The sequence below is a fragment of the Adlercreutzia caecimuris B7 genome (genome assembly GCF_000403355.2).
Lineage (GTDB): Bacteria > Actinomycetota > Coriobacteriia > Coriobacteriales > Eggerthellaceae > Adlercreutzia > Adlercreutzia caecimuris.
Map to the genome: position 1 here is coordinate 2,112,512 of NZ_KE159646.1, position 19,539 is coordinate 2,132,050.

Here is a 19,539-nt window from a genome sequence, read left to right on the forward strand (position 1 = left end):
CGCACGGGGAGAGGACCGTTTGAACCTCAGGCAGCCCCGCATGGCCTCAGGCGGCTCCGTCGGCCACGAGATCGAGCAGCCAGGCATACAGGGCGAGAAAGGCGTTGTCGCTGTGCTGCGTGATAGCCCGGGCAGAGCCCCGGGCGAGCTCGCCGAAGTGGTGGGTGCAGAAATCGAGGCGCAAGCGCTCCCATTCCCGGGCGCTGCCGGCATCTCCCCCCTCGAAGGCGCGAGCCTCAAGAGAGGTCACATAGGAGAGAAAATCCAGTTCGCTCACGAGGGCGTCGAAGGGGTCGTGATTGCCGGGACGGTTCTTCAGGCCCAGCTTGCGGTACTCCAAGCCGACCGCCGCCCGCTCGCCATGGGCCCGGGAGAACTCCGTGCGCCCCTGGACCACCCAGCGGGAGCCGACAAGGGATACCAGACGGGGATAGCCGTAGAACAGGCGCGTGAACTCGGCCCGCAGATCGCGGGCGCGGGTCGTCGGGCTGGCGGCGGCCCAGGTCTCAAAGCGCGTGGCCAGGTCGACGGGCAGCCCCTCGCCCAGCCCCAGCCCCGCAAGCAGCCCGCGCACCCGATCGAGCAGCTCCAGGGAGGTATGCTCTTCGGCCTGGCGATGCTCGGGATAGGAGAACAGGCGCGCGAGCAGCGCATAAAGAGCCGCCAGAGCCGAGGGACGGCTCGCCGCGCCAAGGCGAACGGGAGCCAAGGCCGGGCCCTCTTCGCCGCCGTCGAACACGTAGTCCAGCAAGCTCATCAGCTCGTCGAAGGCCTCGGCTCGGTGCGCATCGCAGGCCCAGGGGGAGACCACGGCATCCCGCACGCGCTCCACCGCCTCGTGGGAGAGCACCCCGGACAGGCGCTGGGCCCCCGCCGGCTCCAAGCGCACCCCGTCGCAGGAGGAGTCGAACGCTACCAGGCCCTTCTCCACCATCCTCTCAACTTGCAGCCGCATGGCCGGCAGCGATGCGTCCAGGGCCGCCGCCAGGGAGGCGACGCTTACCGCAGCACCGAGGCCGTGAACGTGTCCCAACACCATGATCTGGCCCGAGGGCACGCCGCGCTGGGCCCCGGCCTGGGCCACCGCCGCGCCCCAGGACGCCAGGGCACCCAGAGCGGGCGCCGGCAGCAGGAAGGCAGCCCCCTCCGCTCCCGGCTCCCCGAAGCACCGGTGGAGCAGGGTCACCAACCGATCGAAGCCCGCCTCGGTGAGAAGGCGGCTCCGACCGATGAGCGCAATGGCCAGACCCTCGTCGAGAAGCGCCGCGGCATCGGCCCCTTTGGCCGTAACGCGGAACGCGAAGGTGCGCCGATCCCGAGGGCTGCGCTCCCAGAAAATCTGCTCGCGATCCGCAAGCACCGCCGTGGCCTTATCGAGCTGCTCCCGACTCACCCGCAGAAGGGCCGCGGCCTCAGCGGCCACCACACCTTCGGGGCGCTGGGCGGCCAGGGCCAGACACGCCCCTTCCAGCAGCGTCACATCGCCCAAGGTCAGACTGGTTCGCGCCAGAAATCGATAGAGACGCTGAACGAGGAGGAAACGCTCCGCGGACGGCATCATGGGCAAGCCGTCCCCTCATCGGACGAGGAAGGGGGCTCACCCGCCGGGGCCCATGATGCCGCCCCCGTTTCCAAGGCGCACGGGCGGCACAAGCCATCAACCTGGGAGCGGGCCGGGGCCAGATCGCCGCAACGGCGGCAGGGAGCTATGGGCTGGCGATAGGCCTCCCGCGCCTCGAAGGGGTTGGCCGCTGCCCGAGCGCCGCGCCGAATGGCCCGCTGGGCGCAGGAGCGCAGACACAGCTCGCATTCGGAGCACAGCCCCGCGTTGAAGCGGTACACGAGCGCGCCGTCTTCCGCGGTCAGCTGAATGGCCCCGGTGGGGCACATCTGGGCGCAGGTGCCGCATCCGGCGCAGCGCCGATCATCTACCTGCTGCACGGGCCACTGGTAAGTGCCCCCATCGGTGCGAGCTGCCTCGTCCCGCCAGTACCGCTCAAGGTGCAGCCGCCATCCGATGGCGTGGCGCTTCACCGAACGGGAGGGAGAACCGACGCCCTCGGACCCGTCGACCGTCTCGTCCTTCGCAGCCATTACCCGGCGAAACAGCGCCCGAGCCGAAGAGCGGAAGCCGGAAGTGCCGCGTTCCCCATCCCTTGACACGCCAGCCTCGGCCCCCGCATCGCGCTCGGCACCTGTCGCCGGAACCGCAAATCGCGGCGCAGGGCCGGCCGAAGCCGGAGCCGATGCCCCAGCCGTCGTCGCAGCGGCAACCTCAGCCGCGAGCGGCTCGGCCGGCGCGGGCGGCTGGGCAGCGGCCCCTTCGGCCGGCGCGGGCGGTTCGGCAGCGACCTCGCCCCCGGAAAAGGCGATCCCGCCGCTGTCGATGAGGTTTTCCGCCCGATACCAGTCGCCCAGAAGCGCCCGGGCCCGCTCCATGTTCCCGCGCAGCACCGGACCCACGGTTCGATACAGCGCACAAGCCTCGCAGCGATCGGTGACCAGCGTGCATTCCCGTTCACAGGCCATGGAGAACAGCGCCGCAGGCGTGAGGGCCGCCAAGCACACGGCCATCTGGTAGGTGTCGGTGGGCGAAGCCAGGGCGGAAAGCTCGCCGTGAGGCAACCAGCAGCGCACGCGCACCGGCCCCTGGCCGCCCATGCGCTTGAGCGCTCGCCGCTCGGAAAAGTTCGTCGCCCGGAAGGCCTCGAAGGGGCAAGCCGACAGACACGTGCCGCAATGGAGGCACAGCGCCGCATCGAACCGAGGGACGGCCGCCTCCCCTTCCCGATGGATGGCATGGCTCGGGCAGGCGCTCACGCAGGAATCGCACCGGGCGAACACGCTCTTGCGATGCATGCAGCGATCCTCAGCGAACAGGATGTCCACCTTGATGGGCCGGTCGCTGCCGTAGCGCTCGCTCGCATTCACGAGAGAGCCCGCACGAATGCCCCGGTCAGCACCGCCAGCCCTCGATAGTACGGCTCGACGGATGCGCCTTCGACCTCGGCGCAGAACCCGGGCACCCACTGGGACAAATGCTCGGCGGCGAAGGCCTCCAAACGCTCGGCGCCATCGATGCCCCGCTGTTCCAGGGCTTCGCCCCCGTCGGCCAGATAACCGCAGAAGTCGAGCTCGTTGAACAGGTAGTCGATGCAGTCGTTGTAGTGGGCCTTGCGCACCACGCCGCAGCCTGCCATGAAATCGGCCACGGCCTTGGTGTGGTTGTTGATCATGCGGATCGGGTGCCTCACCCCGTGCTCCCGCTGCAACCAGGTGCCCTCGGCGTTTTCCACTACGGGATCGGGGCCGATGAACAACCGCGTCTCCTCGCGGCGCAGGGCGTGCATCGTCTCGTCGCCGTTGGCGCCCTCGTAGGTGGCAAGGGCGTCGGCGCAGGCCTCGATGGCCGCGGGCGGAAGTTCCAGCGCAGTCGCCGTCGCCGCCAAATCGCGAGCCATCATGCCCGAGACGACCGCCTCGATCCACGGGCCGGCCGTCGGAGGCCGCCAGGCCACGGCCAGCAGTTTCGCCATCGTTCCCAGTACGGTTGCCATGGAATATCCCCTCTCCCGTTGGCTGCGCATCCCTATGGTAACGCAGAGAGGGGCCCCGCTCCCCGGCGAGGCCCCGCACCTTCTACTTCAGGTAGTACATACACGGACCGGTGCCGGCGTCAACCAGCAGCTGCTCGCTCTCGCGCTCGGCGATGAGCTTCGAGATGTCGCTTTCCGGATCGTTCAGGTCGCCGAAAGTCATCGCATAGGTGGGGCAGCCCTCCACGCAAGCCGGCAGGTCGCCCTCGGAGATGCGCTGATAGCACAGGTTGCACTTCTCCACGGTGTTCTTCACGTGGGCCGGCGCCTCGCTGTTGCCCACGGGGAAGCCCACCAGGAACTCCGGCTCGGCCTCCAGGTAGGTGCGCACACCCGCGCCAATGGCCTGGTAGGGGCAGGCCTCCACACAGCTCTGACAGCCGATGCAGGTCTCGGTGTCCTGGGTGACGATGCCCGTTTCCTCGTCCTTGGCCGTGGCGCCGGTGGGGCACACCGCCACGCAGGCCGGGTTCTCGCAGTGCTGGCAGCGCAGGGGCTGGTAGGCGATGGTGTTGGCCCCATAGGAGCCGCCGGGGCAATCCTTCCCCGCTCCGCCCACGGTATTCACCGTGCAGTACCACACGTCGTTGGGCAGGTTGTTCTCCAGCTTGCAGGAAACCGAGCAGCTTCCGCAGCCGATGCAGCGACGGTAATCGATCGCAATGCCGTATTTGTTAGCCATGAATATTCCCGTCCCTTCTTATTCCGCACCCTGGATGGTGGGGGTGAATGCCGCTTCATCGTTGGCGCCGGAGCCGTCCCAGGGCTCGATCTTCACGCGGTTGTCGAAGAACGAGCAGTTCACGGCATAGGGGTCGGCGTAGTCGGTAGTGATAGAGCCCATGGAACCGCGCTTGGTCTCGTTCTCGGCGTAGCCCTTGTAGTACACCGTGCAGCCCTCGCGGATACCGCTGTTGAAGCTGGCCACCATGACGCACTCGCCGAGCCAGTTGGACACCAAGATCTCCGAGCCGTCCTCCACGCCGTACTTCGCGCCGTCGGCGGGGTTGATGAACAGGCGGGGCTGGTCGTTGAACTGACGGGCCCAGGTGTCCATGAACATAGTCATGTGCACACGGGAGGGGTTGCGCCACGACATGCAGGTCAGCGGGTAATCGGCGGCGTACTCGGAGTGCGCCCCGGAGATCTTGTTCTCGAACCACGTGGGCATCTGCTCGCGCTCCACGTTGGAAATGTCGTAGTTGGACGGGGTGCGCGGCGCCGGGGTGTCCACGTAGAACATGAGGCGGCCGGTCTCGGTGATGAAGTTCGTGAGGCCCACGTTGCCGATATAGGGCTCTTCCTTGGTATAGCGCATCTCCTTGTTCTGACGCAGGGTCTCCATGGTGATGCCGCATTCCACCGCCGCGGGCACATCCTCGAAGGTGCCCTTCCACCACATATCGTCGTCCACTTCGTTCACGATGTCGCCCACGCCCAGGTACGGGGCCATGAAGCGGGTGATCTCAGCGTCGGGCTTGGCCTCGTACATAGGCTCGATGCACTTCTCGGACAGGCGCACGGTGCGCATATGGCCGAGGGGCACCACGTCCTCGTACTCGTACATATCGCAGGCCGGCAGCAGGATATCGGCATAGCGGGCCGTATCGGTCATGAAGTTGTCCTCGACGATGATCATCTCCATGGGATCGAGGATCTCCTTCTTCACGCGGTTGGAGTTCACCGAGCCGCCGATCATGCCGCCATGGGACACCCACAGCGTCTTCACCGGGTAGTCCTCGCCCATGAGCTTGCCGGAGCTCATGATGTCGGCCGCGGCCAGGAAGGTCACCGCCTTGCACATATTGCCGTTGGAGGGCACGGCGGAGGCATGGCCGAAGAAGTTGCCGTACATCATGTCGAAGCCGCCGACGGAGCGACCCGGCTCGCCGAAGTTGCCGGTCATGGCGATAAGCGCCGTCATGGCATAGGCCGCCTGCAGGCCGTTCTCGTAGGCGCCGGTGCCGAAGTTGATGTAGTGGGCCACCTTGTTAGCGGGCTGCAGCACGTCGTAGAGGAAGTCGAAGTCCTCGTGGGAAATCTCGCACACCTCGGCCACGCGCTCGAAGGTCCACTCGGCCACATGGTCCTTGAACTTGTCCCAGGCGGTGATGTACTTGTCGTCGGGGCAGGTCCATGCCGGGTCGGCGCAGGTATCGAAGGGCACCGGCTTCTTCTCGCTTTCCGACCACACCATGATGGGGTCGATCTCGGTGGGCTCGCCGGTCACCCAGAACACGGGGCCCTCGTGCAGGCCCTCGCCGAACTGGGAGCCGCGCACGTACATGCCGGTCTCCTTGTCGATGAGGTAGGGGGCGCAGGTGTGGTTCAGCACGAAGTCCTTCGCGTAGGTCTCCTCGTCCATGAAGCGCTTGATGAGGCCGAGGAACAGCGCCGTGTCGTTGCCCATGTTCACGGGAATCCACTTGTCGGCCTTGGCCACGGTGGCGGAATAGTGCGGGTCGATGACGACCACCTTCGCGCCGGCGTCCTGGGCATCGAAGAGGAACTTCGCCATCTGGATCTGGGCGAAGATGGGGTTGGCACCGAACATGACGATGTAGTCGGAGTTCACGAAGTCGGTGGGCTCGTTCTGATCGAACCACTGGATGCCGCCGCGGGTCAGGCCCGTGTTGGTGGCGTTATCGAAGGAGTAGTCCCACTTCGTGCAGCCGGTGGCGTTGAACATGCGCATGATAAGGCCCGAGGAACCATGGAGCGAGCCCTGGGCGCCGCCACCGCCCATGTAGACGGAGTTCGCAAGCGGGCCGTAGGTTTCCGCGGTCTTCTTCCACTGCTCGCCGATGAGCTCGCCGGCCTCTTCCCAGGTGATGCGCTCCCACTGGCCGCCGCCGCGGGGCGTGCCCTCGACGCGCTTCATGGGATACTGGATGCGCGCTTCGGAATAGGTGCGCGTGATGCGCGACTTGCCCTTGAGGCAGGTGCGGAAGGGATAGTCCTTCTTCGGGCGCATGTTCACGACGTTGCCATCGCGCACATAGATGTTGTACTGGCAGAACGAGCAGCTCCAGCTGCAGGTGCAGAAGTACTCGTCGCCGGTGACGGACAGCTTGGTTTCCTTCTTCTCGTTCTGATCGGTCTCCAGATTCTGCATGTCGCCGCCAGGGCTGCAGGCGGCCAGAGTGCCGGCCAGGGCCGTGCCCGCGGCGGCGAGGCCCGTTCCCTTCAGAAAGGTGCGGCGGGTCAATGAGGTTGCCATAGAATCTCCCCTATCCTCTCGAGGGCGGCTGTGCCACGACAGCCATCCCGTCCGTGCCGCGCATGGGAGAACCGGGGCGGGAACCTTCCGCCCGGCCCAATTGCGCGGGTTCAACCGCCGATGGCAAAGGAGATCATTCCGGGCGCCGCGCTCTCCTCCAACGCGACGGGGAACAGGGTGCCATCGAACACTGCGCATTATAGCCACGGGAAAATGGGCCGTAAACGGCGGCGCCCAGCAGATGGGAATATTAGTTTTCCTTTTGATATATCGCAGATAGAAGCCGCTGTCCTTCAGCAGTTATACCAATAAGGTGCTGACGGCGATCCTGAGGCGACGGCCGAAGCGCCACGAGGCCGCGGCGCTGCAAGGCACGGGCCGCCATGGACACGCTTGACTGGCCCATCCCCAAACACGTGGCCGCCGTGCCCACGGAAAGCAGTTCCTGCTCCCGCGCGAGCGCCAGCAGCGCCACCTGCCCCACGGTCAGCGCAGCGCCGCGCTCTCGCGCACGGCGCGCTGCCTGGCGCAGATGCTGGGCGATGGCGAAGCAGCAATCCAGCCCGTCGGCCCCCAATGCCTGGGTCAGCTCGAACAGCACGTTCTCGCCGCGGGCCGTTACGCGTAGCAGGCTGCGGCGACGGTCTTTCGGGCTGACGCGCTCGGCCACCACATCCAACTCGATCAGCGAACGCACCAGCGCCGCCACACGCGATGGCGGCAGCGAAAGCCCCACGGCTAACTCCCCCGCCAACAGGGGCTGCTGTCGGGCCACAACCCGCAGCGCCTCTACTTCCCCAACGCCCAGCGGCCCTGAGCCCAGGCAGTCTTTCAGGGCCGCGAGCGCGTCTCCCCACTCCTCCAGAGAGGCCATGGCTACGAGGCCATCTCCGCCTTCAGGTCGGCCACCTTCTGCAACATGGCCGGATCGTTCGTGCCCATCATCTGCACGGCCAGGATGGCGGCGTTCTTCGCGCCGTTGATGGCCACGCAAGCCACGGGCACGCCCGAGGGCATCTGCACCATGGACAGCAGCGAGTCCAGGCCGCCCAGATCGCTCGTCTTCATGGGCACGGCGATAACCGGCAACGGCGTGAACGCGGCCACCACGCCGCCCAGGTGCGCGGCCTTGCCCGCAGCGGCCACGATCACCTTGATGCCGCGATCAGCCGCGGTCTCGGCCCACTCGTGCACCACGGCCGGCTTGCGGTGGGCGCTTGCCACCTTCACCTCGTAGGGTACGCCCATGGCGTCCAGCTGGGCCATGCACGGCTCCATGGCCGGCATATCCGATTCCGATCCCATAATGATGCCCACTACCGGGGTTGCCTCTGCCATGGTCGCGTCCTTTCCTCGTGCGCCTGCGTCTGCACTCCATCGATTTGTGCTTCGATCCTCGCTATTATAGCCGCCGAAGCCGGAAGACGCAGGGGGCCGGAGATTTCGTTTCAGCCAACGGCCCTCCCCGCTTTTGGACGAATTTAACGGGAATAGCGGGAAACGCACTGCACCCTTCCGCCGTGAGCCCGAGGAAGCCTGTTTCCGTAATGGGCCTTTTTGCGCAGCAAACTCCGCGAGATAGACTCCATCACCTCGGTCTCACCCAGAAAGACCGCATTTCCGTTGCTTTTTGCCCTCACTACACCCCGAAACTGCGCGCCCGAATCTACTTCGCGGAGTTTACCGCACAAAATCAGGCACTTCAGAAACTCGCGACCCGAATCAGCGGGCGTTTCCCACATCGCAGATCTGCAGGGCCGACTTGGCGCCTCCCGAGGATATGGGCAATCCTATCGGCGGCGCCTCCTGAATGCGGGCGCTCTCTGTTCTCCCGCGCGAGGGGGGGGAGGCCTGTCGCCGTCAACAGGACGAGACCGATGCCGCCCTTGCCGAGACCGCTGACGCCATTCTGCGCGGGGAATAGGCGCATTCAGACATTTCCCGAAAAAAATTCTTGCACGGGTCCCCTAAGTCGGGTATTATCTACTATGCTCTTTTGGCAAAGCCGAAACAGCACCTGCGGGCGTGGCGGAATTGGCAGACGCGTACGGTTCAGGTCCGTATGGGGGCAACCCCATGGAGGTTCAAGTCCTCTCGCCCGCACCACTTTAAAGCAAACGCCCTCTTCGGAGGGCGTTTTTGTTTTTTCCCAAGACCGCCAGATGCCGCAGCGATCGCTTGGGGAAACCCAGATTGAGCTCGTAGAACTCCTTTTGCGCCTGGTCAGTGTGGGCCGAAATGGCCTGTCGGCCCCGGCGAACCATCGCACCGACACGAGGGCCTTGCCCACCATGGCCATCTGAGCAGCGCCGTTGGCCCCAATCAGCTCGGGGTCGGGCCGCATTATGTCGTAGGCGCCGAAACAGGCCAGAGAAGCCACGCGCTGGCCACCGGGCCTCAAAGTGCGCAAGTTCTCTTATGAAGTGTCCGCGGAACAACAGGTTGCGGAAGGGTTGGTGACAGGTTGGGTGAGGACGCGGGGCGCACGAGCCCGCCTTCCTATACTTGCGATGACCTTTTTAGTGAGGAAGAACCTTCGCTACGTCGAGAATGGGAGCGCGCCATGGCTGCTTCAACGAGAAAACCCATCCCCGTCCTTCTCTCGTGCTTGTTTGCGGGATGCCTGGCCGCCTCCCTGAGCGCCTGCGCAAGCCAGCCGGCAGACGACATCGGCCGCAACCTCGCATCCACTTCCCCGACGGAACAGGCCGCGGAAAACGCTGACGGCGAAGAAGCGCCAGCTACCTCGAACGAAGCCGATGCTTCCGCCGAAACGTCGCCGACGCAAAAGAAGGACGCCCCAAGCCCCGAACCAGCCGACAGCAGCGCCGCCCCCGACGCCGGCCCGAGCGCTGAACTAGCCGACAAGACCGCCAGCGCCGAACAAGCCGACAGCGACGCTGAAGCCAGCACCGACGCCGCAGCCACCACGGCCACCATCATGTACTACGAGAACGTCAGTTACGATGACGGCGACGTGGAACCCGATGACGAGGGTCGCGTGCTTCTGGGAACCTACGAGCTCAAAGACGTGCACGTCGGACAAACCCTGAACGCCTGGGACTACGTAGTCGACATTCCCGGTTATTTCTTCTGGGACGGCTGGCCGCAGAACCTCACCCTCAGCGAGAACCCCGATGACAATGTGATCAAGCTGTTCTATTTCAAGTTGTGGAACAACGAGTACACGGTGAACTACTACCTCATGGAAAACGCCGATCTATCGGCCGACAACTGGAAAGATGCCCTGAAGCCCGATGACGTGAAGTTCATCAAGATGGGCTCCGAAACCTTCACTGACCAGCGCTTCGACAAGCTCGTGAAGGGCGATGCCTACGAGTACAAGATCGACGGCACCTACGTGGTGGACACCTACCCGACCGAGATCCGCGTGGGCGTGAACCCCGACGACAACGTCATCAACGTGCTCTACGTTCCCAATTCCCCGAACATCCCCGATGGCGTAAAGCCCCCCGATGACGAAACGAAACCCGACGATGGTGAAGCCACACCCGATGGTGGCACGACTCAGCCCGATGACGGAACCACACCCGACAACGGCGCCGCTCCAGCTCCCGACGACACCACGTCGCCTGATGGCGGCGAGGCGCCGGACCAGAGCGGCGAAGACAACCCCTCCAACGAGCCCGCCGATAGCTCAAACGACGGTTCCGCCTCAACCCCCGATGGCGGCACGTCGGCCCCGTCGGATCGGCCGAATGACACCACGTTCAACAAAGACGAAATCGAAGCAGCCGTTCCCAGCAAAGACGAGGTGGTCAACGACTTCATAGCCTCCGGCGATGCCCACGAAAAGGTGGAGATCACTGATGAGATGATCGAGAACCCCGTGAGCAAAACCGATACCGACTATGTGAAGAACGTTTACGAGACGGGCCTGCGCGAGGGAGAGAAGCTCGCCCAAACGGGCGACCGCACAGCCTTCGCCGTGGTGGCAGCCGTCGCCGTGACCGCCGGCATCGTAGCCGCCATCGCCTTCGCCCTGCGCCACCGCAACCGGCGTAAGAACGACTAGAGCCGCACCCTCACCACCATGCTCATTGGCCCTCGGGGCCCCGGCAAAACCGCGTTGCTCGGCAGCATCGGACAGGAAGCGGCGGCCCACGGATGGGTAGTGGCGCAAGTCACCGCAGAGGAGGGAATGCCGCTCGACACTGAAGGGGCCTTCCAAAACCAAGAACTGGAGCGCCTGTCTCCCCGCCAGGCGCTCCAGGGCGACCATCTCCCGCCCCATCGACGAGTGGCAAGAGGTGCCCAGTACTCGATAGGTGCCGGCTCGCCAACACCAGCCGTCCTTCGCTCCTTGGAGTATCTTCGCCATGGGCAACGCCCGCGGATCCTCGCATCCATCCAGCTGATCAACAGGCGTCTCCACGAACGCAAAAGCGCGGACGCCGGGAGAGTGGCGTCCGCGCAAGGCGACAAGGCTCTGTGCCCTTCGGTCAGGCGGGAAGGATGTAGTACACCGAAGGGCCCGTCCCGTTCTCCGGCTGGTATACCTGCGCACCGCTCTCGGCGATAAGCTTGGACACCTCGCTCTCGGGATCCGAGATCAGCCCCACTTTGCGAATGCGCGTCGGGCAGGCCTGGACGCAGAAGGGGTCTTTGCCCTGATCGATGCGGCCCGCGCAGAGATTGCACTTCCCCATGACGCCGCGCTCAGCTTGAAGAACGGGAACACCGTAGGGGCACGACTTGCCGCACGTGTTGCAGCCGATGCAAATGCCCTGATCCACCGCGACAATGCCCGTTTCATCGTTCTTGTGCATAGCACCCGTGGGGCAATTCGAGACACAGGCCGGGTTCTCGCAGTGGTTGCAGAGGGTCGGTCGGAACCTCATGGACACCTTCCCGCCGTCGGTCGAGGCCACATACACCTCGCCGCCATAGTAGTCCGTCACATGGCTCCACCAGCCATCTTCCGGCACCTCATTCGAGGTCTTGCAGCTAACGACGCACGTTTGGCATCCAGTGCAGCTGCGCAAATCGATAACCATTCCATACTGAGCCGTGCTCATCGCTATCCCTCCTTAGGCCTTCTCTATTTCGACACGCACATCGTAGAATGCGGCGTTGGTCATACTGATGGCCTCTTCGACGGGGTTTTTCGCGTAATGGGTCAAATACTGGTAATGACCCTCGATGAAGTCCCGCGGCTCCCAACCCTGGCCCATGGCGACCGCGCCCTTCACGATGCCGGGGGTCACAAGCGCCTTGCACTTGAACGACCCCCGGTCGTTGAAGACGCGCACCACATCTCCGTGGGCAACGCCGCGAGCTGCCGCATCGTCGGGGTTGATATGCAGGTGAGGCTCGGTTTCCAGTACTTCGAGGAGCTTCACTTTGGCATGCTGGGTATGAACCCGGGCGCGATCGTGGTACTGGATGAACATCAGCGGGTACTTGTCTGCAAATTGGTTCTCGGGATTGTCTTCTCCGCGCAGATATGTGGGAACATGGGCGCCGAAGGGGTAGAGGAGCTCGGTATAGAACTCTAAGCGGCCCGTGGGAGTTGCGAACACCTTATCACCCAAAGGATAGGTGGCGCGATCATAAATGCCATCCGCGCGAGCGAGAATGCCCTCGTTGATGACGTCATCGATATTGCAACCCTCGAAAGCGGGATGGTCGCTATCGAGGAAGGTGCGCACCCACTCCTCGTCCGTCTTGTTCCAAGCCGCCTCCTGCCCGATTTTCTTCGCGAGCAGGGTCATGATCTCCGTGTCCGACTTGCTCTCTCCCACGCGCTCGATGACGGGCTTGTTCACGCGAATATAAGGGCCGGTGCCACTGGTGGAGATGTCCCAGTTTTCAAGCCAAGTCGAGGCGGGAAGCACAAGATCGGAGTACTGGGCAGTCCAGGTGTTGAACGGGTCGGCAGTTACGATGAAGTCGATGGCGGGAAAGACCTCGTCTATGACTTTGTGGGCGTCAGGGCTCTGGTTGATGAAATTCGCCGTGGCGATGTACAGGAAGTCGATGGGAACCGGATCCCCCGTGATCGCTGCATCGTAGATCTCGGAGCTCTTGAAAACCCGGGCGCTACGATAGGCCTCGGGGTCGGTGCTGTACAGGGCCAATGTCGCGCCCATGAACGTACCGAACGACTCGCCGTCGCCCACTACGTCCCATTCAGCCGAGTTCATAAGAGGAACATCAGACCCCGACGAGCCGGTAAAGCTCAAGGACGCACCATCAATGGGGGCGCCGCCATTGTTGCGCGAGGCGCCGCCGCCAGCGCGGCCGGTGTAGCCGCACAAGCCGGAAAGCGTCGCCGCTACACGGGATATCTCGTAGCCGTGGTAATAACGCGACGATCCGGTACAGGTCTGAATGGCTGCCGGTTGAGCCTTGGCATAGTCCAGGGCCAGCGACTCTATGGTAGCAGCGTCGACGCCGGTGATTTCGGCAGCTCGCTCGGGAGTCCATTTCGCAACCTCGGCCACGAGGTCGTCCATGGTCGGATGACAGGGCACTCCGTCCACCTCGAAGTGGCCGGTGAGGGCCCAGGTGCTTTCCGGCCCCGAGGTGCCGTCGTCCTCGCCTTGCGACGGTGCGGCCTCAGCCGCAGCGTTAGCCGAGGTGTCCCAAGCGCAATAGGCACCGCTTTTGGTGCGAATATAGCTCCCATCAACATCGGAGACAAGCAGCGGTGCACACGAATAATTGGCGAGCCAAGTCTTATCGTGCAGGTCATTCTTGATGATGACGTTCATCATAGCGAGAACGAGGGCCGTATCAGTTCCCGGATTGATGGGAATCCACTGATCGGCCATGGCAGCCGTCGAGCTGAGCCGCGGATCCAAGACAACGAGCTTCGTGCCCTTCTCCTTCGCCCGAGCGAGAAAGCGCGCCGAGGGGACAATGGTATCGACCATATTGGTGCCAAAAAAGAGGATCATGTTTGAGTTCATGAAATCGAGCGCATCGTGGCCCGGATCGGGATTGCCGGTAACCATAGTGAACCCCACCGACGTGGCGTGATCGCCCATGATGCCCTCCATGGCCCAGGTAGTCGCGCCGATACAATGGGCCATGCGCGCCGGAGCGAACCAATCGAAGGTGCACATGTTGCCGGTAAAGATGTAGAAGCTGGCCGATCGGGGGTCTTTCGCGATGGCGGCGCTGAGCTTCTCGGCCACAAGATCGATAGCCTCGTCCCAGGAGATGCGCTCGAACTGCCCGCTTCCGCGCTCGCCGGTGCGCTTCATGGGATACATGACGCGCTCTTTCTCATCGACAGCCCGCTGCCACCAGGCCATGCAACGCTGGCAAGCATGATTGCGCTCGGGCATACGGGGCAGCTCTCCCGGCTCTATGTACACGATAGAGCCATCTCGCTTATAGCCCTGAATGGTGCAGTAGCAGCAGTTGTAGCCGCTGGTGACCGTGAATTTCTCAAGGGCCTCCCCCTGAGTGGCCGCCACGGTGTCCTTTGCGCTCGTATCGGCCATAGCGTGAGGCTCCTGCTTCGGAGCGCATCCCCCAAGGGCCAAAGCGACAGCAGAGGCACCCGCCGCCGCAGCGAACTCCCTTCGATTAATCGTCGGACCGCCGTCGGCTCGGGTTGCCGTCGGCACAGAACCCGCACCCAGCTTCTCCCTTTTTCCCATGAGTTCCTCCTGTTCTCCTCATGCGGGCGCGTCGCGCGATAGGACGCAAGGGCAGACCTGCTTCTTCAACCGAGCGCTTCTCGACGCCGCACCCATGACACCTCGTATAGTACGGGGCATTTCTTAGATTTCAATTAAAGGAGGTATTAATAATTATTACCATTTATTACCGCGAATGCGCGATCACACAATGCGATAGCCGACGCCCCACTCGGTGATGATGTGAACGGGCTTCGAAGGGTTAGCCTCTATCTTCTCGCGCAACTTGCGAATGAATACCGCGACAACCCCGGCGCTCCCGTAATACTCATACCCCCAGACTGCATCGAGGATCTGCTGGCGCGTGAAAACGGCGTTGGGATGCTGAGCGAGAAGAAGCAGGATGCCGTATTCCTTCGCCGTCAGATCAAGGTGCTTCCCCTGTGCAGTTACCTGGCGCGTGCGAGTATCTATCACGAGATCCCCCAAGACGATAGTCGCGCCCGTGTCCCCATTGCCCGACGATCCCTCCGAGACGAACGCCTGGCTCCGCCGAAGGCACGAGTTGACGCGCATGACCAGCTCAGCTGGCTCGAAGGGCTTGGTGATGTAGTCGTCGGCTCCTAACTTGAACCCAAGGCTCTTGTCCACCAAATCACTCTTCGCCGATAGCATGATAATGGGCAAGGTGCTGTTCTTGTCCCGAATGGCGGAGCATACCTCGAACCCGCCGTAACCCTGCATCATGATATCGAGAATAACAAGGTCGACATGGCTTCTTTCGAAGATTTCCAAAGCCTCGGCGCCGTCTTTTGCCGGGATAACCCCGAACCCCTCTCGTTTCATGTAGAACGTCACGGCATCGCGAATGCTCTTCTCGTCATCGACAATAAGAATCGTCTTCTCGGCCATAGGCCCCCCTTAGACTCGAGGTATAGGCTTATTCGAGATCGAAATCGGGCTCTTCAAATGGTATGAAAACCGTGAAGGTGCTACCAAGACCCAGCTCGCTTCTTACCAGAATACCACCCCCGAGAAATTCTGCATACTCCTTTGCCAGAGCAAGGCCTAAGCCGCTGCCACTGACCGGACGCGCCACCAGGCCCTTGCCCTGCGTGAACTTGTCGAAGATAATCCGCTGGTCGTCCTCCGAGATGCCCGCCCCATCATCGGCCACCTCGAATCTCACCATGCCATCGTCGGAAAGAAGAACGCCTACCCTTACATGCCCTCCCCGCTCGGTATACTTGATGGCATTCGAACCGAGGTTTTCGAGAATATGGAGAAGCTTCTCCTCATCAGTGAGAAGAAGGGGCACGTCATCGTCGGAGACAATTTCCAGGGCGATTCCCTTGTCCATCGCCAAAGGCTCAAGCGATCGGGCCAGTTCGTTCATGATGTCGGCGGTATCGACAACGCTTTTCTCGAGCTGGGCCGCGCCCGCCTCGATCCGGGCCGAATCGAGAATGTTGTCCACAAGCCTCGAGAGCGTATGGACGTTGGTGCGGATCGCATCCACGGCGTTGCCCCGGGCGCCCTCGTCAAGAACCTTCGGATCGTCGAGCATGTCGATATAGGCACGAATGGCGGTAATGGGAGTGCGCAGCTCATGGCTCATCATTGTGAAGAAATGTGATTTGTACAGGTCGTTGGCGCGCAACCGCTCGTTCATGGACGCCAATTCGCGGGCTTGGGTTGTCAGCTTCTCGTTGGCTTCGCCCAACTGCTCAGTGCGAACCTCTACGAGGTTCTCGAGGTCTTTGTGGAGGGAATCAAGATCGTCGGCCATGTCGTTGACATAAATCGAGAGCATGCGAATCTCCCCCTTCGTCGTAGAGGGGTCGATTTCGATGCGCGCGTCCAAATCTCCCGAACCGATTTTATGCACGGCCGAGGCGACGCTGCCAAGAGGCTTGATCACATATCGCCTGGTCACGAATATCACCGTGAGCAGACAGGCAGCCAATACCACAAAAGAGAGAAAACCCTGTTGGATAATTTGATCTGCAAGATTTTCCTGATAGGCCTTCACGGGTATGGAGATGCTTGCGATACCCACCAAATCCCCTGTAGCGAGCCCTTCCTTGGGAAAGCCCGTCACATCGATTTCTCCTGCCGGCGCACCATGGCAATCAACGCATGTCGCCTGCATACGGAGAGGCACGGCATAGCGGTAGTAGTCTTCGCCGTCTTTCATGGTATCGAACGAAGCGTATTCCCCCAGGTTCTCATTGCCCTTGAATACGTCTATGGCTCCCGATTCGAACGCGTCAGGCGAGTTTTTTGCATTACGCGGGCGATCTGAAACGTAGCGAATGACGTAATCGGTGCGATTGGTAAAAAGCGCGCCGACCGATGTGCCGACGATGGAGCAGTGAAGACCCTTGAACGTGTAGGTGCCGTCGCCATTGGTGTTGATGGTGTCTTGGTTCACCGAGACGAAGTCCCATACGGACTGCATCTCTTGGGAGAGTATATACGCCTGCTCGAACAGGGTTTCTTCCGCCTGTCGCTTTTGCAGCCAGACATCGAACACGACGCTCACAACGAGAAGCAGAGAAATGACGATGGTGGTGGGCAGGGCAAGCCTCAGCTCAAGATTGGCTTTCATGAGACGCCTCCCTACCTCTTACAGGGGACCTCCCCTGTCCCTGGCCTTTCGCCCCTTTAGAGCGCAGTATACTCCATGGGCGACGTTGCGAAAAAGGCACACAATTCCCCTGGACGGCGTAAAGTTGATGGGGGCGGAGGCTCCCGCATCCTAGAAGGCCATGCCCGAGTCCAGGCCGGCCGCGAGCGGCACGACGGGCGCCATCTGCGCCACGCTGGCGCGATGGGGCGGCTCGTACCCGCTCCCGACGGATTGTACCACCTCCGAGGCCCTCGCCCCGCCGCGCTCCAGCGACCGCAGCTCGCGGGCCTCCCGCCGGCCCCTGCGGCGGGGCGTCGCCGAGCGCCCGCGGGTCATGCGCGGGACGGCCCGGCCGCTCTCGCGGCGGCTCACGAGGCGCCCCATGTCGCAGGCGCCCGCCTCCGACCACCCGCACGGCACCGAGTCCATCCTCGCGCCGTACAGGTGCTGGTTGTCGGACTCCATCGTGCCGAGCGAGGGCCCCGCCGCGGCGACCGAGGCCAGGTTCCCCTCCAGGTACCCGATCGCCGCGCCGCCCGTCCGCCCCCGGGCCAGCCCCAGGTCGCGCGCGCCCTTGAGCAGCGCCACGGCCGCCTCCGCGCCGCCGTCGCGGACCAGCCCGATCAGCATCGCCGCCAGGCGCCTGTCCGGCAGCGCGGCGAGGATCGCGCGGTTCACGTGGAAGGGATCGAGGCGGAAGACGACCTCGGCCCGCGGGAGCCACGCGCCCAGCGCCGAGCACCACGGCTCGCCGTCGCCGCCCAGGTGCACCCGCTCCAGCCTGGACAGGTCCCAGCGCGAGCCCATGGCCGCCACGCCCTGCGACCACAGCTCGCCGGCGGTGCCGACGACGGCGTGGTGGAAGGGGGCGACCCGGCGCACCTTGCGCCCCTCGGCCACCTTGCCCTCGTAGGCCACCATCGCCTTGAGCTCGACGCGGCGGGGCGCCCCCTCGGCGGGGCGCTGCACGCTGAAGAAGGTGCCGTCGGCCTCCACGAGCAGGCAGGCCCGCTCGCGCTCGGCGTCGGGGACGACGCCGTCGGAGTAGAGCGACTCGGCCGCGGCCTCGTCCTCCTCGGCGCACAGCGCGCCGGCCGACCGCAGGCAGCCCATCACCGCCGTCGCGCTCACGTGCGAGCCGCGGCGGGCCAGCAGCGAGGCGGTGCGGGCGTAGGAGGCCATGGTGCCGGCCGCGACCAGGAAGGCCGCCGCGCCCGGGGAGACGCGGGCGCCCCAGGGCAGGTCGAGGGCGTCGTCGAGGAGGTAGACGGCCCCTCCGGACCCGTCGCGGTAGCGGCGGCGCGAGAAGGCGACGTCGCCGACCTCGGTGGCCAGCGTGCGCTCCCTGAGGTCGCGCAGGCGCAGCCCCGCCGGCCTGCCGGCCGACAGCTCCGCGTCCCTGGCCTCGAGAGCCCGCCCCATGGCCTCGGCCATCATCGAGTGGCCGGCGGCCATGGCCGCGTCCTCGAAGGCCGCGAAGTCGGCAGCGCCCCTGGCGCTGGACAGGAACATCTCCGCCATCGAGGCCACTGCCGCCTCCCTCAAGCTGCTATCATTGTCCACGAGGTTCTCCTTTTCTCCGTTCTTGGTCGAACAAAAGGATAGGGGAACCTCTTTCTCATTGACAGGCCGGTCCTCGGAAGGGCCGCGCCCTCCCTCGTCCCCGGCGCGGCTCACGCCGCGCTGCGCCCCCCAAAAACTTTACGCCGAGATTCCCCTGCTCGGGCTTCACTCCAGCTTGGCCATATTTGGATTAAGGCCGGCGACCTAATTGTTTAGCGCTGAGACGCTGTTTACATCCAGACAGTGACAAATGGGAGGCATCCACCAAGCTGTGAGCTATCGAGGCTCATAGCAGAGGGCTCCCATGAAACAGCATCCTAATACAAGGCCGACGCCGAGGAGGGGCGGGCATCACCGGGGCAGCGCGCAAGCCGTCAGGCAGCTTCAAAACGACCGACCCGCGCGACTGGGGCGAACCCGTGTCCGACCACGGAGACCATCCGCGCAGGCTCTTGGCCTTCTTCGAGTGGGTGGGCGTATACGCTGAGCACATGATGGCCGACAACAGACCGGACTACAGGAACACCGAACCCCTCCGCGAGGCAAGCCGCTTTTTAGATCCTACCTATACCCTCCCCTTACTAGAGGCCGCTGCTACCCAACGCAGCGGCCTCTGGTTCCGATTCCCTTCGTAGCTGTATCTTTTGTCGAACCTTTCCCTGCCCCCGCCCTGGCCTCGCCGCATGTTTCCGCATAACGCACTCCGGCGGGTCTTCCCCCCGAGAAACTGTGCAAATCGGGACCTATCATGCATCGATGCGTTTTTCGGGCCGATTTGTACAGGTTTGTGGGTCTCCACCACGCAAAACCTGTGCATATCGCCCGTTTTCATGCATTCACCTGTGCAAATCGAGCCTTTTGATGCATTGATGCAAGCTGGGGGTCGATTTGTACAGGCAAGCTGCGAGCCAGAGA

The 19,539-nt window shown here is 63.6% G+C and carries 13 protein-coding genes and 1 tRNA gene; 2 read left to right on the forward strand and 12 right to left on the reverse strand.

Annotated elements, in window-relative coordinates; translation table 11 throughout:
* Positions 1-46: 46 nt before the first annotated feature.
* The 7 genes from C811_RS12560 to purE all read right to left on the reverse strand — a co-directional run bounded on the left by C811_RS12560 (position 47) and on the right by purE (position 8,154).
* Positions 47-1,561 carry a molecular chaperone TorD family protein gene (locus C811_RS12560; protein WP_016310035.1) on the reverse strand — a complete coding sequence of 505 codons (1,515 nt, stop codon included), beginning with the start codon at positions 1,559-1,561 and terminating at the stop codon, positions 47-49.
* Entirely contained in the window at positions 1,558-2,931 is a 1,374-nt protein-coding gene (locus tag C811_RS12565; RefSeq protein WP_016310036.1) for a 4Fe-4S binding protein, read from the reverse strand. The genes C811_RS12560 and C811_RS12565 overlap by 4 nt, the downstream gene beginning before the upstream one ends.
* Complete coding sequence (locus C811_RS12570) at positions 2,928-3,557, reverse strand: TorD/DmsD family molecular chaperone (protein ID WP_016310037.1); 630 nt, start codon at positions 3,555-3,557, stop codon at positions 2,928-2,930. Before C811_RS12570 ends, C811_RS12565 begins: the two co-directional genes overlap by 4 nt.
* Positions 3,558-3,639: 82 nt before the next feature.
* Entirely contained in the window at positions 3,640-4,278 is a 639-nt protein-coding gene (locus C811_RS12575; protein WP_016310038.1) for a 4Fe-4S dicluster domain-containing protein, read from the reverse strand.
* An 18-nt stretch (positions 4,279-4,296) separates the two neighbouring features.
* On the reverse strand, positions 4,297-6,816 hold the full coding sequence (locus tag C811_RS12580) for a molybdopterin-containing oxidoreductase family protein (protein ID WP_016310039.1): 2,520 nt from the start codon (positions 6,814-6,816) through the stop codon (positions 4,297-4,299).
* A 250-nt stretch (positions 6,817-7,066) separates the two neighbouring features.
* Positions 7,067-7,690 carry a MarR family transcriptional regulator gene (locus C811_RS12585; protein WP_016310040.1) on the reverse strand — a complete coding sequence of 208 codons (624 nt, stop codon included), beginning with the start codon at positions 7,688-7,690 and terminating at the stop codon, positions 7,067-7,069.
* 2 nt (positions 7,691-7,692) lie between these two features.
* The gene (gene purE, locus C811_RS12590) at positions 7,693-8,154 is read right to left on the reverse strand and encodes a 5-(carboxyamino)imidazole ribonucleotide mutase (RefSeq protein ID WP_016310041.1); all 462 of its coding nucleotides are present in this window, start codon (positions 8,152-8,154) and stop codon (positions 7,693-7,695) included.
* A 681-nt stretch (positions 8,155-8,835) separates the two neighbouring features.
* On the opposite strand from purE, the gene C811_RS12595 reads away from it, so the two are divergent.
* Together C811_RS12595 and C811_RS12605 are read left to right on the forward strand one after the other, a co-directional pair.
* A tRNA-Leu gene (locus C811_RS12595) sits at positions 8,836-8,922 on the forward strand.
* 457 nt (positions 8,923-9,379) lie between these two features.
* A complete protein-coding gene (locus C811_RS12605; RefSeq protein WP_016310042.1) occupies positions 9,380-10,852 on the forward strand; it encodes an ICP22 family protein in 1,473 nt (490 codons plus the stop codon).
* A 427-nt stretch (positions 10,853-11,279) separates the two neighbouring features.
* On the opposite strand, the gene C811_RS12610 is transcribed toward C811_RS12605, so the two are convergent.
* From C811_RS12610 to C811_RS12630, 5 genes are all read right to left on the reverse strand, one after another.
* On the reverse strand, positions 11,280-11,855 hold the full coding sequence (locus C811_RS12610; protein ID WP_016310043.1) for a 4Fe-4S dicluster domain-containing protein: 576 nt from the start codon (positions 11,853-11,855) through the stop codon (positions 11,280-11,282).
* 12 nt (positions 11,856-11,867) lie between these two features.
* Positions 11,868-14,291: a molybdopterin-containing oxidoreductase family protein gene (locus tag C811_RS12615; protein WP_016310044.1), complete on the reverse strand. Its 2,424-nt coding sequence runs from the start codon at positions 14,289-14,291 to the stop codon at positions 11,868-11,870.
* Positions 14,292-14,633: 342 nt separating this feature from the next.
* On the reverse strand, positions 14,634-15,341 hold the full coding sequence (locus C811_RS12620; protein ID WP_016310045.1) for a response regulator transcription factor: 708 nt from the start codon (positions 15,339-15,341) through the stop codon (positions 14,634-14,636).
* A gap of 28 nt (positions 15,342-15,369) precedes the next feature.
* Positions 15,370-17,040, reverse strand: a complete 1,671-nt coding sequence (locus C811_RS12625; protein WP_016310046.1) for a sensor histidine kinase — start codon at positions 17,038-17,040, stop codon at positions 15,370-15,372.
* A 150-nt stretch (positions 17,041-17,190) separates the two neighbouring features.
* Positions 17,191-18,624, reverse strand: a complete 1,434-nt coding sequence (locus tag C811_RS12630) for a UPF0236 family transposase-like protein (protein WP_016310047.1) — start codon at positions 18,622-18,624, stop codon at positions 17,191-17,193.
* Positions 18,625-19,539 lie beyond the last annotated feature (915 nt).

Excerpts from the sequence above, each read along its gene's own strand:
- C811_RS12560 (WP_016310035.1), bottom strand. The coding sequence starts at position 1,561 with ATGATGCCGTCCGCGGAGCGTTTCCTCCTCGTTCAGCGTCTCTATCGA.
- C811_RS12570 (WP_016310037.1), bottom strand. The coding sequence starts at position 3,557 with ATGGCAACCGTACTGGGAACGATGGCGAAACTGCTGGCCGTGGCCTGG.
- C811_RS12575 (WP_016310038.1), bottom strand. The coding sequence starts at position 4,278 with ATGGCTAACAAATACGGCATTGCGATCGATTACCGTCGCTGCATCGGC.
- C811_RS12580 (WP_016310039.1), bottom strand. The coding sequence starts at position 6,816 with ATGGCAACCTCATTGACCCGCCGCACCTTTCTGAAGGGAACGGGCCTC.
- C811_RS12585 (WP_016310040.1), bottom strand. The coding sequence starts at position 7,690 with ATGGCCTCTCTGGAGGAGTGGGGAGACGCGCTCGCGGCCCTGAAAGAC.
- purE (WP_016310041.1), bottom strand. The coding sequence starts at position 8,154 with ATGGCAGAGGCAACCCCGGTAGTGGGCATCATTATGGGATCGGAATCG.
- C811_RS12605 (WP_016310042.1), top strand. The coding sequence starts at position 9,380 with ATGGCTGCTTCAACGAGAAAACCCATCCCCGTCCTTCTCTCGTGCTTG.
- C811_RS12610 (WP_016310043.1), bottom strand. The coding sequence starts at position 11,855 with ATGAGCACGGCTCAGTATGGAATGGTTATCGATTTGCGCAGCTGCACT.
- C811_RS12615 (WP_016310044.1), bottom strand. The coding sequence starts at position 14,291 with ATGGCCGATACGAGCGCAAAGGACACCGTGGCGGCCACTCAGGGGGAG.
- C811_RS12620 (WP_016310045.1), bottom strand. The coding sequence starts at position 15,341 with ATGGCCGAGAAGACGATTCTTATTGTCGATGACGAGAAGAGCATTCGC.
- C811_RS12625 (WP_016310046.1), bottom strand. The coding sequence starts at position 17,040 with ATGAAAGCCAATCTTGAGCTGAGGCTTGCCCTGCCCACCACCATCGTC.